This is a genomic window from Acinetobacter sp. YH12112, assembly GCF_013418945.1.
Lineage (GTDB): Bacteria > Pseudomonadota > Gammaproteobacteria > Pseudomonadales > Moraxellaceae > Acinetobacter > Acinetobacter indicus.
Window position 1 is genome coordinate 1 of sequence record NZ_VPBA01000051.1, and the last position, 14,931, is coordinate 14,931.

Consider the following 14,931-nt stretch of genomic DNA (forward strand, 5'->3'; position numbering starts at 1 on the left):
AATGGAGAAATCTGATAGATATGTTTTACCTGAGAGACGGATGAGGAGTTACCCAAGAGTTGTAAAAGGAAAACCTCAAAAATACCCAAGAAAAAGCCAGTCAATCTCTTAACTGACTGGCATTACTGCACTTGCAGGGCTTTTTTATTTATTCTGACAAGATCAGAAGGCTTCATCCTGCGCCGGATCATGGTGCAAGGCATCATGAATGGCTTCGACCAGCTGCTGGGCAATTTCCTGCTTGGAGGCTTTTTCCAGATCGCGTTTTGGCAGATGATAGCCTTCAGCAAAGAACACCGTCATGGCATTTTCATCAGAGGCAAAGCCGATATCTGCACGGGACACATCATTGCAGGCAATCATATCCAGCTTTTTCGCCACCAGTTTGCCGGCCGCATATTCTTCCACATTGCGCGTTTCAGCGGCAAAGCCGACCATAAACGGACGTTTGTCCTGCTGCGCGATAGTCGCCACAATATCCGGATTCTTGATTAAGGCGATATCCAGTTCATCTCCGGATTTTTTGATTTTGTGTTCTGCAACTTCAGCCACGCGATAATCGGCAACCGCCGCGGTGGCAATAAACACATCACAGCCTTCATCCAGCAACTGCATACTGGTGTCCAGCATCTGCACGGCTGAAGAGACATTAATACGGCGGACCCCGTTTGGTGTATCCAGACTGACTGGCCCGGCAATCAGCGTAACTTTGGCGCCAGCTGCATAGCAGGCTGCTGCCAGGGCAAAGCCCATTTTCCCGGTACTATGATTGGAAATATAACGTACCGGATCAATTGCTTCACGGGTTGGCCCGGCGGTAATCACCACATGCTTGCTGGCCAGTAAGCCAAATTTTTCAGCAATCGCACGCTGCGCTTTATGGAAATAATCGGTGACCTGACGCGCTAGCTCTTCCGGCTCAGGCATACGGCCCAGACCGACATCACCACAGGCTTGTGAGCCGGATTCCGGCATAATCACATGCACGCCATCGTCTACCAGCGTCGCCAGATTGCGCTGCGTAGCTTTGGCCGCCCACATCTGCTGATTCATGGCCGGTGCCACCCAGACCGGGGCACTGGTGGCCAGATATAAAGTCGATAACAAGTCATCTGCCAGACCGGCGGCAAATTTGGCCAGGGTGTCACAGCTGGCCGGTGCAATCAGCACCAGATCGGCCCAGCGTGCCAGTTCAATATGCCCCATGCCGGCCTCGGCTTCCGGGTCCAGCAACTGGGTATGCACCGGATTGCCCGACAACGCCTGAAAGGTCAGCGGTGTAATAAAGGCTTGTGCCCCTTCGGTCATCACCACCCGGACGTTAAAGCCAGCGTCCTTTAAACGGCGAACCAGAATGGCACTTTTGTAGGCGGCAATACCGCCAGTAATACCCACAATAATATTTTTATTAGGAATGACACTTAAATCAAAACTCACGAACAGCTTACCTTTCTGTTGCAGTGGGGCTCACAATAGCATTAAATATTGTCATTCCCAAGACATGTCTGGGCGAAATTCATAACAATTCATCACCAATAAGTCTAATAACAATGAACTTCAGTATTAAACATTGGCCGGAACAGGAGCGTCCGCGTGAACGCCTGATCCAGTACGGCGCGCACAGTCTTTCCGATGCCGAACTGCTGGCTATTTTCCTGCGCTCCGGCTCCCAGCAGTACTCTGCCGTTGAACTGGCCCGTCATTTATTACAGGCCTTTGGCAGCCTGAATGCGGTACTCGATGCCGCCCTGCCCGATTTAAGCCAGTTTCATGGCATGGGTCCAAGTAAATACAGCCAGCTGATGGCGGTCAAGGAATTGGGCCGGCGCTATGCCGCCCAGCATTTGCAGCAGGACAAACTGGAACTCAGCTCCTCCCGGCTGCTACTGGACTATTTACGCTTTGAACTGCTCGGTGAAACTCAGGAAGTATTTGCAGTATTGTGCCTGGATGCACAGCTGCGTAAAATCTGTTTTAAGAAACTGTTTTTTGGCGCACTCAATTCATGTGAAATTTCGATCAACCAGCTGTTACGCTTTGCCATCCAGAAAAACACTACGGCGCTGGTAATCAGTCATAATCATCCTCAGGGACAGGCACAGCCCTCACCGGCCGATTTACAATTGACCCAGCGCATCCAGCAGGCCTGCCAGCTGGTTGATATCCGCCTGATTGATCATTGTATTATTGCTCCCGAAGGCAGTTTTTCCTTTGCTGAACATCAACTCATCAAGTCGACATTTTAAGCAGCGCAACATATTGACAAAAACCCGGCCAGCACAGAAGATCATGAAAAACTTAAGCTGATTCCCAGACATGATTGTACGTGACCAACCGAGCGTATTTAGGCTGTTATTTTCCTGGCGAGGTACCATCTTACCGAAGGTGTTACCACCTTTGGGCGTGGTCATGTTGCTGTCGGCGATTGTCGGCGGCCTGTCCTATGTCGGGTATTTTCACTTCTCTGATTTCCCCCTGATCGGCTTTACCTTAATTGGGGTGGTGCTGTCGATTTTCCTTGGCTTTAAAAATTCGGCCTGTTATGACCGCTGGTGGGAAGCCCGCAAACTGTGGGGCATGTTAATTGCCAATGCGCGCCATTTTGACCGCGACTGCCGGATGCTGGCCCAAGGCCGCCGGGAACGGGTGATTCAGCATGTGATTGTGTTTGCCAATGTGTTGCGTGACCGTCTGCGCCATCAAACTGCCAATCCGACTGAACTGGTAGAAACCAGCGGTATGAGCCAGCAGGCCGTAACCCAGCTGTATCAACAGGCCAATGCGCCGCAATATACCCTCAGCCTGATTCAATGGGAACTGATGCAGGCCCTAAAAGAAGGTGAAATTTCCGATATTATTTACAGCCAGATGAACCAGCATGTGATGGAACTCAGCCTGGTGCAAACCGGTTGTGACCGGATTGCCACCACCCCGCTGCCGTTTGCCTATTCGGTATTGCTAAACCGTACCGTGTACTTTTTCTGCTTTATGCTGCCGTTTAGCTTGGGCTCGACGCTGGGGCTGGCGACACCACTACTGGTCGGGATTCTGGCTTATACCTTCTTGGGGTTGGACGCCCTAAGCTCGGAAATTGAAGAGCCATTTGGTACGCAAAGTAATGACTTGCCTTTAGATGCGATGGTGCGCACCATTGAAATCGAATTACTCTCGACTTTGGGGAAACCGACACCACCACCAATTCAGGCACAGGACAATAACCTGCTCTAAAGCAAAAAACCTCAGCCCAGCTGAGGTTTTTTTTGATGCTGAAATACGTTTACGCAGTCAGCGCCGGTGATGGATTGACAAAACTTTCCCAAATTCCGACCTGCCCCGGTTTCAGGCTGGGAATATTGCCCAGCTTCATCCATGGCATATTTTCACCATGAAAATCGCTACCGACCGAGACTTTTAAGCCATGCTCGGCAATCATCCGGTCCACCATCTGCCGGGTAGAACTTGGATCAATCGCCGGCGGCAACTCGACGGCATCTCCACCAAATTTGGCAAAAATTTCAATCAGGTAACGGATATTGGTCGCCGACAGATCATAACGGGTCGGATGCGCCAGCACCGCAAAACCGCCACTGGCATGAATCACCTGAATAGTTTCCTCCAAGCCCAAGCCTTCAAATTTCACATAGGCTTTTTTGCCTTCTTTAATGTATTTATCAAAGGCCTGCTGCGGCCGACTAACATAGCCTTTTTCCACCAGGGTTTTGGCAATATGGGTACGGGTCACCCGATCCGGGACATTATCTACCTTGGCAATCACATCGGTATAAATATCTTCACCAATCAGCGGAATTAGCAGCTCGCAAATCTGTTTGGAGCGCGCAGCACGAATATTTTTTTGCTGGGCCAGTAGTGCTGCCATCGGCGCTGGATTTTGCATATTCAAGGCCACAATATGCACAGCATAGCTTTTTTTGGTCGCCGGTCGTGACCACTGGCTGGAAATTTCTACGCCAGATATGAGCTTAATCCCGTGATTTTTCGCCGCTTCCTGAGCCAGTGCAATTCCATCCATGCTGTCATGATCAGTCAATGCCAGCGTATGGATCGACAGTTCAGCTGCTGCAGCAATCAATTGCTGCGGACTTAAAGTTCCATCAGAAATATTGCTATGTGTATGTAAATCTACGCCGTGCATCTCTATACTATGACATTTATTTGATCAGATTTAGATACTCTAACATGAAAGCACTTTTAGACTTTGTGCCACTCATTATTTTCTTTTATTTATATAAAACTGTAGATCCAAAAGATACCCACCATCCTTTGCTGCAAATGATCGGCTCTGCCGGTGGTGTGGATAACAATAACATTCTTGTGGCCACCACTGGTCTGATCATTTCCATGTTAGTGGTGTATGGCGCATTATTTGTCTCTCAAAAATTCCGTTTGGACAAACAACAGTGGATTGTGCTGTTTATGACCGTGATTTTTGGTGGTATTACCTTGATGCTGAGCGATGACTTCTATATTCGCCTAAAAGCTGTCTTGCTGAATCTGGTCTTTGCTGGCGCCTTCCTGCTGTCGCCGTGGTTCAGCAAAGATCGCAAGCCGTTAATCCAGCGCCTGTTTGGTCCGGTGTTCAATTTAAGCGACAAAGGCTGGATGAAACTGAACTATGCCTGGGTCGGGATGTTTCTATTAATGTCCTTCCTGCACGGCTTCTTTGCCTATATCTTTATGGGTGGAAAATACTGGGGAGAATTCACTGCTTTTGGTGACATGATTGTGATGTTTTCCTTTATCATTATTCAGTTTATTGTATTGCGTAAATACTTTAAAACTGCCGAATAAATCCTTCAGTCCGCTTGAGCGAGAATACCTTATGCCTTTATTTGTGGTGACCTGTACCGATAACGAAGGAACCGTCGAAAAACGTCTGGCCATTCGTCCGCAACATCTTGAACGTCTGCAACAGCTGGATGATGAAGGCCGTCTAATTGTCGCCGGTGCGATGCCGAAAGATCCGGCCAATCCACAAGCGGGCTTTTATGGCAGTACCATTATTGTCGATTTTGATTCTCGTGAAGCCCTTGATGCCTGGCTGCAAGATGAGCCATTCCTGAAAGCAGGCGTCTATGGCCAGATTGAAGTCAAACCTTTTAATAAAGCATTTCCTAAAGGATAAGCTGCATGCGCGTTGTTGTCCCGAGTCTACTGGGTCTATCCTTCTTCTGTTCTGCACTGTGGGCCGTTGAACCGGCTGTACCCGCTGCTATAAATACCACGGCTCAAGTCACGCCAGCGGTCGCAACGCCAGCCAAACCGGCGATTATACCGGCTGTGGCCACCACCACAGCGCCGGCAACAGCCAACCAGCCGCTGACCGCTGAGCAGCTGGCCAAAAATAAAGCGGCACAGGAAGCTAAAATCAAGGCGCTGGTCAAAGATCAGGAAAGCCGCCTGCAACAGCTGGAAAAAGCCAATCTGGAAGCACTGGCGCAAAACCAGGAACTGCAGCTGAAAAATGACAATCTGGGTGTACAGGTTCAGGTCTTACAAAGTGAACGTAGCGCGCAGATGTTTCTTTACGGCGCTGCCACGCTGGCTGTCGGCGTGTTACTGGGCTTTTTGGTGGCCAGCTATGTGTATACCAAACGTCGCCGTCAGTGGTAATGTTCTGCTTCATTAAAGGTAATCTGGGTGTTGTCTAATCGCATTCAAACCGCCGATCTCGATTGGCAACATATTGAGGGCATGGATGTCCCGGTATCAAAACAGTTTGGGGATGTCTACTTTTCCAAGGACAATGGCCTGCTGGAAACCCGGCATGTATTTTTAAACGGTAATGACCTGTCCGGGCGTCTGGCAGCCCTGCAAGATTATGAATATTTCTGTGTCGGAGAAACTGGCTTCGGCACCGGCCTGAATATTCTGGCCTTATGGCAATTGTGGCAACAGGTGCGTCCTGAGAATCACAGCCATTTACATGCCATTTCGGTGGAGAAATTTCCGCTTTCCAAAGCCGATTTAATTCGCGCCTTAAATGCCTGGCCAGAATTAAAACCTCTGGCCGATCAACTGATTGCCCAGTACCCATTACCACTGGCCGGCTGTCATCGCCTGTCGTTTCCGGAGCAGCGTTTTTCTATCGACCTTTGGCTCGGTGATGCGCACGATGTCTTTCCGATGATGGCCAAAACCACACAGGTCAATGCCTGGTTTTTAGATGGCTTTGCGCCCTCCTGCAATCCGGATATGTGGGAAGAACAGGTGCTCAATCATATTATTCGCCTGTCAGATGTCGGCACTACCTTCGCTTCCTTTAGTGTAGCCGGGGTGTTAAAGCGAGGTTTAAGACAGCACGGGATTCATATTTCCCGGCCGCGCGGGTTTGGCCATAAACGCGAAATGCTAAAAGGCATCTGGTTAGCGCCAGAAGAACCGCTTAGCCCAGAACGGGAAACTGAACCAGCAACCTCAGTTCCTTCGACCTCTGTACAGCAACGGCATATTGCCATTATTGGTGCCGGTATTGCCGGTTTAAGTCTGGCTTGGGCTTTTGCTCAGCGTGGGCATCAAGTTTCTCTGTATGATCAAAGCGCGCCACTGGCGGGTGGCTCGGGCAATCCACTGGCCCTGCTCAATCCGAAGCTCTGTGCTATTGAACAGAGCCATACACATTTAATGACCCTGGCCTGGCAACATGCCTTAAATCATTATGCAAAGTTTCAGGCCTTCCGCCCGATTCAGGTCAATCAGCTTGGGCTAAAAAATCCGGAACAGCTGCTGGCACTGGCCGATGAATATCCGCCAGGTATTCTGGAAAAAGATTTAGACGCACAGCTGCGATCAGAATTTCCTGCCCTGCGTCTGCTACAGGCTGGCGCGGTGTCACCACATCAACTGTGTGCGGAGATTCTGGCGCATGAGCGGATTCAATATCAGCAGGCCAAAATCACTCAGATTCACCCGACAGATCGACCGGAACTGTTCAGTGACAACCAATCTCTGGGCCAGTTTGATCATGTCTTTGTCTGCACAGCCCGTGAATCTGGCCAGTTTTTTGAACATTATCCGCTGTTAAAACCGATTCGGGGTCAGGTCAGCTGGCTGAAGAATACCCAGCAACCGCTGCGTTTAGATAGCTCCTATAGTTATGGCGGTTACTGTATGCAGCTCGATGCAGAGCAGTTGATTTTAGGCGCGTCTTTTTATCCGGGTCGGGATGATGCCGAAGTCTTACGAGAAGATCATGAACATAATCTGGCGCTGATCCGTAGCGTCTTCCCCGACTATGCGGACACCCTGCCTGATCCACACAGCTGGCAAGGCCGTGCGTCAATCCGTGCGCAAAGTCAGGATTATTTCCCGCTGCTTGGAGCACTTGAAACCGGACAGCAAGTCTATAGCCTGACTGGACTCGGTTCCAAAGGTTTTCTGTTTGCACCGCTATGCAGTGAAATTCTGGCCGCACAGATTTTAAATGAGGCCTGCCCGGTGCCGATGCAGGTACTGGAGAAACTTAACATCCGCCGTTTTCAAAAGAAAGCCAAAGCCAAGAAACCGTATTTTAAGGCCTAAGCTAAAAACGTTGTATAGATCGAGAATGATGGCCCGGTTTAGTTTGAAAGATCAGGCTTAGTGTGGAAGTCGAGGAGAGCATTTATTTTCTTCATTTAAAATGCTTGATCATATGAGGGAATGTTCTGATCTTTTTAGTCAATGATCAACAGTGTTCATAAAAAAGCGCCTGACGGCGCTTTTTGCTTATTGCCCTTGAACCAAAGGCAAACCGGCATCACGTGCAGCACGGGTACCGCCCATCAGCACCACATATTCACGTGAGCTGTCCAGCTCTTCTAACAATTCAGCCGCGCGCGGCGCTTTGCTGCCACCGCCACATAAGATGTAAATCGGTTGATCCGCTGACACCTGAGTCAAGCTATCTGCTGACAAGTTGGCAATTGGCTGATTGACTGCGCCTTGAATATGCGCTTCAGCATAAGCACTTGCATCACGGACATCCCAGATGATTGCATTTTCTGGGAACTCAAATGTTGTAATTTCTTGCTTACGGATCATTGTGCACTCCTTTGATGTAAACAACACTTGGCAAATGAAGAAAACATCCCTAGCATCTCAGATATTCTTTCCATTTGTAAAGGTCTAAACTATGCCATCTTTCGATATTGTTTCAGAATTAGAAATTTTTGAAGTAAATCATGCAGTTCAGAATACTCAAAAAGAAATCGCAACACGTTTCGATTTCCGTGGTCAAGATGTTTCTATCGAACTGAATGAGAAAGCCAAAGAGATCAAAATCAAAACCGAAAGTGATTTCCAATGTGAGCAAGTATATACCATGCTGGAGAATCATTTTTATAAACGTAAGATTGATGTGCAGGCGCTAGACCCGCAAAAAGCCACGGCCTCAGGTAAAAACGTGATTCAGACGGTGAAGCTCAAAGATGGTCTTGACTCTGATACCGCGAAAAAAATTAATAAAGCCATTAAAGAAAGCGGCATTAAAGTGCAATCTTCTATTCAGGGCGACAAAATCCGTGTGACGGATAAAAAACGCGACACCTTACAGCAAGTGATGGCGTTTTTAAAAGAACAGCAATTTGGCCTGCCACTGCAATTTAACAACTTCAAAGATTAAGCTCTTTGCTCCCGCATAGGAATCGATCATGGCACAAGCGAATCGTTTAGCAAAATTAGTCAAAGCGACAGCAAAATTTCCACAGGTGATTCGCACCACTTTGTGGAGCAAAGCCTTTGGCCGGATCGTGCCTATGGTGGGGACAGCCAAATTAAAATATCTCGAAGTCAGTTCGGCCAAAGTGGTGGTGAAAATTGACAATCATAAAGCCATGCAAAACCATATTGGCCAGGTACATGCCTGTGCTATGGCGCTAATTGCAGAAACTGCCACCGGCTTTGTGACCGGCATGAATGTGCCCGATCACTCGATTGTGTTAATTAAAAGCTTTAAAGTTGATTTTAAACGCCCGACGCAAGGCGCCATGACCGCAGTCGCAACGCTGACAGCAGAACAGCAGCACTTGATGCAACACACCGAAAAAGGTGAAACGCTGGTTGCGGTCGAAGTGACCGATGAATCGGGTGAAGCACCAATTCAATGTGAAATGCTCTGGGCCTGGGTCAGTAAAGATCAGCTTAAAAAAGCCCGTTAACCCGCTTTAAACCATAAAAAAACCCCAGTTTCAGAACTGGGATTTTTGATCTTTGAGTGCACAAATTATACAGCTTGCGATTCCAGATACTTCTGCTTCACTTCCTCGGAAATCTGACGCTTGTTGCCTTTGACATCTACCGCGACAAAGGTAAAGACGCCTTCGGTAACGCGTTTTGCTGCACGTGAACTGTCATGGCTGTCCCAGACTTCAATCTGCATCTGAATTGAGGTATTGCCCAGTTTCAGGATTTTGGTATAGCAGCTGATCACATCACCCACTTTCACAGGCACCAGAAAGGTCATCTGGTTAATGGCAATGGTGGCACAGCGACCTTGGGTAAAACGCTCGGCATGAATTGCCCCGGCCAAGTCCATCTGCGAAACAATCCAGCCCCCGAACACATCTCCACTCCAGTTGGTATCGGCAGGCATAGCAATGGTTTGAAGAGAGAGCGTCCCTTCCGGTTTTAGTTGAGAATCTGACACATTCGCTCCGGGCGTGATTAAGGGTTTGAAGTTAAGTGCTGATCTAACCACTGTTTCAGTTCGGTCGATCTTAATGCGCCGCTTATTCTAGCAATTTCGGTGGTCTTATTCATCAACACCAGCGTGGGAATACTGCGCACATTAAAAGCACTGCTTAAACGCGGATTTTCTTCAGTATTAATTTTGGCAAAAATTACTTGCGGATATTGCGCCGCAACCTGGGCAAAATGCGGCGCCATCATCTTGCAGGGTCCACACCACTCTGCCCACAGGTCGATCAGGATTGGCAAATCACTGTGCTGGATAAACTGGCTAAAATTCTGCTCATTCAGGTCAATCGGCGCCAGTGGAATTAAAGCCTGATGACATTGTCCGCATGTTGGATGGGCAGTTAGCTTATCCTCCGGAACACGGTTTTTGGCACTACAGGCTGGACAGACAACAATCATTTAGCTTACTCCAATATGCTGATGTAGAAATTCTAATTGAGTCTTGACGGCTTTTTCAAAATATTGGCCATGATAAACATCAAAATGCTGCATATCCCATTCATGATATTGCACATAAGGCGCAATATTGGTGGCTGTTTCACGACTCGATTCAATCGGGATCAGGCTGTCGCGTTTGGCGGCAATAAACAGCACCGGAATATTAATCTGGCGCACATCCTGAATCGGCCGATAACGGATCAGATGAAACAGCGCCCGTGCCGGAATCTCGCCACTCCAGTAAAAATCTGGATGTAAAATCGACAGATAACCTTCATAACTATCCGCCGTCGGTAAGAAACACAGCCCTTTCGGATCAACTACCGGCAAGGTTTTTGGCATTAAGCCAACTTTAGCGCCCATATAATCCTGACTGGAAATTTTTAAGGCACGTGGCAGCTGCTGAATCGGATACAGCTTGGCACTGGCCGCGCCATCTACAAATGGCACCTGCACCATCACTGCTTTTAAATGGTTTAACTGCGAAGCCAGAGTTAAGACATAGCCGCCGCTTAATGCTGTACCCCAGAGGATAATCCGTCGACCATCTACCGATTGCCGTTCCTGTACATGTGAAATCATGGTACGCCAGTCATCCAGCTGCCGCGACAACGACACCAGCTCGCGTGGTCGCCCGGTACTACCGCCCCAATAGCGATAATCAAACAGCACCACCGCATACCCGGCACGGGCAAAGCGTTTGGCATATTGCACCAGCTTGAACTGACGCAGGCCGGCCAGACCATGCGCCATTAAAATAACCGCTGGTTTAGTAGGAGTTTTTGGCAGGTAAAAATCGGCAGCAATGACCTCCTGACCGCTTTTGACATAGAGAGGCTCGACAGTATAGGCATGCATGGCTGCTCCAGTGCGTTGTTTTATGGTTGTAATCGTTTATAAATATTTCAGAACAATCTGCGCGAAAATCTGGCTAGTGGTATTATAGAGCATAATATTCAGATATGGATGATGGAGTGGCATTATGAGTGAGCATGTTGGCTTTGCAGGTCAAATTGGCCCGGAACACGTAACCCAAGTGGTTGAAAAAGGCTTTAAATCAATTATTAACAACCGTCCAGACATGGAAGGTGGCCCGGAACAACCGACCAGCGCACAAATTGAAGATGCAGCGCGTAATGCAGGGTTAGATTATGTCTATCAACCGGTGGTGGCTGGGCAAATTACCGAGTTGGATGTCCGTACCTTTGCCAATCACTTTAATGAATTACCAAAACCGGTTCTGATGTTCTGCCGTACCGGCAACCGCTCAAATAACTTATATCAACTGGCCAAACAAATGGACCTGTTAGATGACTAAATCGTTGTGGATAGGGATGGTTTTGGCGCTCTCAATGACCACGACCTCCCTATGCGTTGCTGCCAGTGATTTTAGCCGTGCGTTAAATGCCAATCTTAGTGTTTCTGGGCAAATGACACCTGAGAAATTTAAGATCTTGCTGCAAGATGGGTTTAAATCGGTAATTGTGAACCGCCCTGATCAGGAAGCAGGCAACACGGTGAAAGTGAACCAATTACGTGACATTGCCGAGAAATCACGGGTTAGCGTGATTTATCAACCCGTAAGCAGCGGTGTAATTTCTCAGGCCGATGTGCAGGAGTTTGCGAAGTACTATAACGAACTGCCGAAACCGATTTTAATGGTCTGTCGTAGTGGTTCACGCTCGGCAGCCTTATTTAATCAGGCAAAAAATCAGGGGTTATTGCATGAATAAAATCTGGATCATGCTGATTTGTGCATGTGTACTGGCAGGTTGTAGCTCTATGGATGTCCGCCCAACGGTGGGGGTGAGTGTGGGGACGACAATTTAATTAAGTTAACTCATGAAAGGCGCTATATGCGTCTTTTTTTCTATGGTATCTTTACATAATACAAATAAATCTTATACATAATTTTTTATTAGGGGAACTTTATGAACTTAGTTAAAGGCTCATTAATTTTAGCACTCTCAGGACTTATTAGTGCATGTGGTGGAGGGGGAAGTAAAGGCTATTATGATAGTGGCGCTACATCGAATGAATCTAATAATACCACTCCCCCACCAAGTACCTCTGTTGAAATTGCGACAAAACAACTTGAGATTCTAAAACGTGAAGGACAATTTTTATTTGGTAATTATGATGCAAATGATTTAAATACTACCAAAGGTTATATTGATCACTCACTAGATACTTTTGCACATGGGCCATTACAACTAACTCTGGCTATTAGAGATGTAAATCTTGCCAGTTTTCCTGAATTCTATCGTGAAAAATGTTTTGAAAAAAGTACCAGCGATTATCGTGCATGTTACTCATTCACAGGCGATCAAATTAAAACTTTATTACCAGCTTATAATGATTGGGACTTCGAAATTACCCGCGATGACCTAAAGAATATCCGCTTAGAAGATGATGGGATAACTCCGAATCTAGAAGCATACCAAGCCACCACACGTATTTTTATTTTTGAAAATGAGAATATAGATAAAAACTTACATGATGTGACAATCACAGGGGCTTTTGCATATCCATTCAAACAGAAATGGGTCGAACAAGAGCATCAAAAGCGCTTTGTATTAATTAATGAGTCGACTAGTGATTATAAAATTACTGTAACAACAACAGAAATAGACCCTGAAACGGACTTACCCGTTGAAAAAGAAGTTACTACAGGAGCTTTTAGCACTTATAAAGATTTGACGTCTTTAGATGGTGAGTTATTTATGTTTGAAAAAGGTTCTGGTTTTAATGTTCTTATAAATGACAATGCAAATATTTCATTCGCCGAGCCTATATCCTTTATCTTCAACTCTACACCAGGTGATCTAAGTAGCTCATCGAGTTATCGTATTAAAAATAATGGTGAAAAAGAATTAAAGCTTGTTAATATTACAGCAATTGATGGCACTCGTGTTGAGAATGAAATACCTGAGCGTAATATACAATCTTTCACTGGCAACATCTCTTTAACTGGTAAAAATATTTTTAGCTTTAAAAATGAAACTAGTGGAACTTTGAATTTTGAACACATGATCAATAATATTACATTTAAGGGCACATCTACCAATAATAATGGAACTATTAGCACAACTTTAACCGAGCCAACTGGTATAAAATTTTAATGTAAGAAATTGCAATTAAACCCTCTAAATAGAGGGTTTTTTTATATATTCGATAGTATCTCTCTTTATTGAAATTGCTCCTATGTACGACATTATTATTATTGGTGCAGGCACAGCAGGAATCACTGCTTATCAAGAAGCCATCAAGCACACACAAAATATTCTTATTATTAATGACGGTTCCTGGGATACGACCTGTGCCCGAGTGGGCTGTATGCCCAGTAAAGTGCTGATTTCTGCTGCACATCGCCTACACGATTTGCAAGAAGCAGATAAAGTTGGTCTCAACATCAAAGCCCAGGTCGATACCACACAGGTCATGCCGCATGTCCGCGCTTTACGTGACCATTTCACCCAGGCCACTTTAAAAGAAGTTGAAAGCTGGGATGCACAACACAAAATTCAGGGCAAGGCAGAGTTTATTGATGCTCAAACCGTACAGGTGAATGAACAGCAATATCAGGCCAAAGCCTTTATTCTGGCTGTCGGCTCTACCCCAACCTATGACGCTGAATGGAAGCAGCAGCTCGGCGAACGACTCATTACCTCAGATCAAATCTTTGAACTAGACGCCATCCCTAAATCTTTAGCCGTGATTGGCAGTGGCGTCATTGCACTGGAGCTGGCTCAAGCCATGCAACGGTTAGGGTGTGATACCACAATATTTGCGCGAAGTCGCCGTGTTGGTGCACTGACCAGTCCTGATCTACAACAACTCGCCCAAGATATTCTCAGTAATGAATTAAAGATTAAGTTTGAAGTCTTACCGCAAAACGTGGAAAAGGTAGGCAATCAGGTCAAGCTTGAGTTTAGCGAGCAAGGTCAAACGCAGCACCTTATGGTTGATTATGTACTGGTGGCCACCGGCCGTCGTAGTCATTTAGATTCGCTGAATCTACAACAGATTGACTCTCAGTTCGATAATCTTAAAGAGCTACCGATTGATCCACAAACCAAACAACTGGGAAATTACCCAATTTTTGTGGTTGGTGATGCGCATACTTCTACCCCCATTCAGCATGAAGCAGCCCATGAAGGCCGAGGTGCAGTGCATAACTGCCTTAATTATCCAAAACTGAAGAGTTTAAAAGACTTAACACCGCTGAGTATTGTGTTTAGTCAACCGGAAATGGCAATTGCTGGCCAAAGCTATAAACAGCTTAAAAACAAGAACATCGACTTTGTGATTGGAAAAGTGTCTTATGAGCGTCAAGGTCGGGCGATGGTTCTGGCTAAAAATAAGGGTGTTGTCGAAATTTATATTGATAAACGTACACGCCAATTATTAGGTGCAGAACTCTTTGTAAAATCTGCCGAACATTTTGCCCATACTTTTGCCTGGCTAATTGATGAAGGGGTAACGTTAGATGAACTTCTTGCTAAGCCTTTCTATCACCCGACGCTTGAAGAAGGTTTAAGAACGGCTTTAAAACATGCTCGCCGACAGCTAAGAGATTAAGAGGGAAGCTTATCTTCTCTCTTTGCTCTATTTTTCTCATTTCACTGTCATTTTTGATTCTACTTATCTTTATTTCCCACACAAATTTCCCACATAAAAAAATCCCCCTGCTGTTTAAGCTCGGGGGATTTTGAATTAATGAGCTGGCGATGACTTACTCTCACATGGGTAACCCCACACTACCATCAGCGCTAAGAGGTTTCACTTCTGAGTTCGGGA

At 46.5% G+C, this 14,931-nt stretch carries 18 protein-coding genes; 12 read left to right on the top strand and 6 right to left on the bottom strand.

Annotated features, from left to right (window positions below):
* Nucleotides 1-162 precede the first annotated feature (162 nt).
* Nucleotides 163-1,437 (bottom strand): bifunctional phosphopantothenoylcysteine decarboxylase/phosphopantothenate--cysteine ligase CoaBC, encoded by a 1,275-nt coding sequence (gene coaBC / locus FTU50_RS13875; protein WP_005182280.1) that lies wholly within the window; start codon nucleotides 1,435-1,437, stop codon nucleotides 163-165.
* 113 nt (nucleotides 1,438-1,550) lie between these two features.
* On the opposite strand from coaBC, the gene radC reads away from it, so the two are divergent.
* Together radC and FTU50_RS13885 are read left to right on the top strand one after the other, a co-directional pair.
* Nucleotides 1,551-2,246 (top strand): DNA repair protein RadC, encoded by a 696-nt coding sequence (radC, locus tag FTU50_RS13880; RefSeq protein WP_180055185.1) that lies wholly within the window; start codon nucleotides 1,551-1,553, stop codon nucleotides 2,244-2,246.
* A 70-nt stretch (nucleotides 2,247-2,316) separates the two neighbouring features.
* A complete protein-coding gene (locus FTU50_RS13885; RefSeq protein ID WP_005182277.1) occupies nucleotides 2,317-3,228 on the top strand; it encodes a bestrophin family protein in 912 nt (303 codons plus the stop codon).
* A 49-nt stretch (nucleotides 3,229-3,277) separates the two neighbouring features.
* Here FTU50_RS13885 and FTU50_RS13890 read toward each other — a convergent pair whose 3' ends face one another.
* A complete protein-coding gene (locus FTU50_RS13890) occupies nucleotides 3,278-4,153 on the bottom strand; it encodes a PHP domain-containing protein (RefSeq protein ID WP_016659548.1) in 876 nt (291 codons plus the stop codon).
* Nucleotides 4,154-4,197: 44 nt separating this feature from the next.
* Here FTU50_RS13890 and FTU50_RS13895 point away from each other — a divergent pair, with 44 nt between their 5' ends.
* The 4 genes from FTU50_RS13895 (at nucleotide 4,198) to mnmC (ending at nucleotide 7,539) form a co-directional block, all read left to right on the top strand.
* Complete coding sequence (locus tag FTU50_RS13895) at nucleotides 4,198-4,809, top strand: septation protein IspZ (RefSeq protein WP_005182273.1); 612 nt, start codon at nucleotides 4,198-4,200, stop codon at nucleotides 4,807-4,809.
* Between the two features lie 31 nt (nucleotides 4,810-4,840).
* Nucleotides 4,841-5,143 (top strand): YciI family protein, encoded by a 303-nt coding sequence (locus FTU50_RS13900; RefSeq protein ID WP_005182271.1) that lies wholly within the window; start codon nucleotides 4,841-4,843, stop codon nucleotides 5,141-5,143.
* A gap of 5 nt (nucleotides 5,144-5,148) precedes the next feature.
* On the top strand, nucleotides 5,149-5,631 hold the full coding sequence (locus tag FTU50_RS13905; protein ID WP_104504233.1) for a hypothetical protein: 483 nt from the start codon (nucleotides 5,149-5,151) through the stop codon (nucleotides 5,629-5,631).
* An 81-nt stretch (nucleotides 5,632-5,712) separates the two neighbouring features.
* Nucleotides 5,713-7,539 carry an FAD-dependent 5-carboxymethylaminomethyl-2-thiouridine(34) oxidoreductase MnmC gene (gene mnmC, locus FTU50_RS13910; protein ID WP_373685476.1) on the top strand — a complete coding sequence of 609 codons (1,827 nt, stop codon included), beginning with the start codon at nucleotides 5,713-5,715 and terminating at the stop codon, nucleotides 7,537-7,539.
* 186 nt (nucleotides 7,540-7,725) lie between these two features.
* Here the strand turns inward: mnmC and FTU50_RS13915 are convergent, their stop codons facing one another.
* Nucleotides 7,726-8,040: a rhodanese-like domain-containing protein gene (locus tag FTU50_RS13915; protein ID WP_005182260.1), complete on the bottom strand. Its 315-nt coding sequence runs from the start codon at nucleotides 8,038-8,040 to the stop codon at nucleotides 7,726-7,728.
* Nucleotides 8,041-8,131: 91 nt separating this feature from the next.
* Here FTU50_RS13915 and FTU50_RS13920 point away from each other — a divergent pair, with 91 nt between their 5' ends.
* Both FTU50_RS13920 and FTU50_RS13925 read left to right on the top strand, forming a co-directional pair.
* Nucleotides 8,132-8,620, top strand: coding sequence for a YajQ family cyclic di-GMP-binding protein (locus tag FTU50_RS13920; RefSeq protein WP_005182257.1), 489 nt, complete (start codon nucleotides 8,132-8,134; stop codon nucleotides 8,618-8,620).
* 28 nt (nucleotides 8,621-8,648) lie between these two features.
* Complete coding sequence (locus FTU50_RS13925; protein ID WP_016659551.1) at nucleotides 8,649-9,155, top strand: DUF4442 domain-containing protein; 507 nt, start codon at nucleotides 8,649-8,651, stop codon at nucleotides 9,153-9,155.
* 65 nt (nucleotides 9,156-9,220) lie between these two features.
* Here the strand turns inward: FTU50_RS13925 and FTU50_RS13930 are convergent, their stop codons facing one another.
* The 3 genes from FTU50_RS13930 to FTU50_RS13940 form a co-directional block, all read right to left on the bottom strand.
* A complete protein-coding gene (locus FTU50_RS13930; RefSeq protein WP_171525181.1) occupies nucleotides 9,221-9,589 on the bottom strand; it encodes an acyl-CoA thioesterase in 369 nt (122 codons plus the stop codon).
* 71 nt (nucleotides 9,590-9,660) lie between these two features.
* Nucleotides 9,661-10,092: a thioredoxin TrxC gene (trxC, locus tag FTU50_RS13935; protein WP_016659552.1), complete on the bottom strand. Its 432-nt coding sequence runs from the start codon at nucleotides 10,090-10,092 to the stop codon at nucleotides 9,661-9,663.
* Nucleotides 10,093-10,989: an alpha/beta hydrolase gene (locus FTU50_RS13940; RefSeq protein WP_075168316.1), complete on the bottom strand. Its 897-nt coding sequence runs from the start codon at nucleotides 10,987-10,989 to the stop codon at nucleotides 10,093-10,095. It abuts the gene before it with no gap.
* A 124-nt stretch (nucleotides 10,990-11,113) separates the two neighbouring features.
* Here FTU50_RS13940 and FTU50_RS13945 point away from each other — a divergent pair, with 124 nt between their 5' ends.
* The 4 genes from FTU50_RS13945 to FTU50_RS13960 all read left to right on the top strand — a co-directional run bounded on the left by FTU50_RS13945 (nucleotide 11,114) and on the right by FTU50_RS13960 (nucleotide 14,712).
* Nucleotides 11,114-11,449, top strand: coding sequence for a TIGR01244 family sulfur transferase (locus tag FTU50_RS13945; protein ID WP_005182227.1), 336 nt, complete (start codon nucleotides 11,114-11,116; stop codon nucleotides 11,447-11,449).
* A complete protein-coding gene (locus tag FTU50_RS13950) occupies nucleotides 11,442-11,864 on the top strand; it encodes a beta-lactamase hydrolase domain-containing protein (protein ID WP_180047376.1) in 423 nt (140 codons plus the stop codon). The genes FTU50_RS13945 and FTU50_RS13950 overlap by 8 nt, the downstream gene beginning before the upstream one ends.
* A gap of 198 nt (nucleotides 11,865-12,062) precedes the next feature.
* Complete coding sequence (locus tag FTU50_RS13955) at nucleotides 12,063-13,253, top strand: hypothetical protein (protein WP_180047378.1); 1,191 nt, start codon at nucleotides 12,063-12,065, stop codon at nucleotides 13,251-13,253.
* Nucleotides 13,254-13,335: 82 nt separating this feature from the next.
* Nucleotides 13,336-14,712 (top strand): dihydrolipoyl dehydrogenase, encoded by a 1,377-nt coding sequence (locus tag FTU50_RS13960; RefSeq protein ID WP_180055181.1) that lies wholly within the window; start codon nucleotides 13,336-13,338, stop codon nucleotides 14,710-14,712.
* Nucleotides 14,713-14,931: the final 219 nt, after the last annotated feature.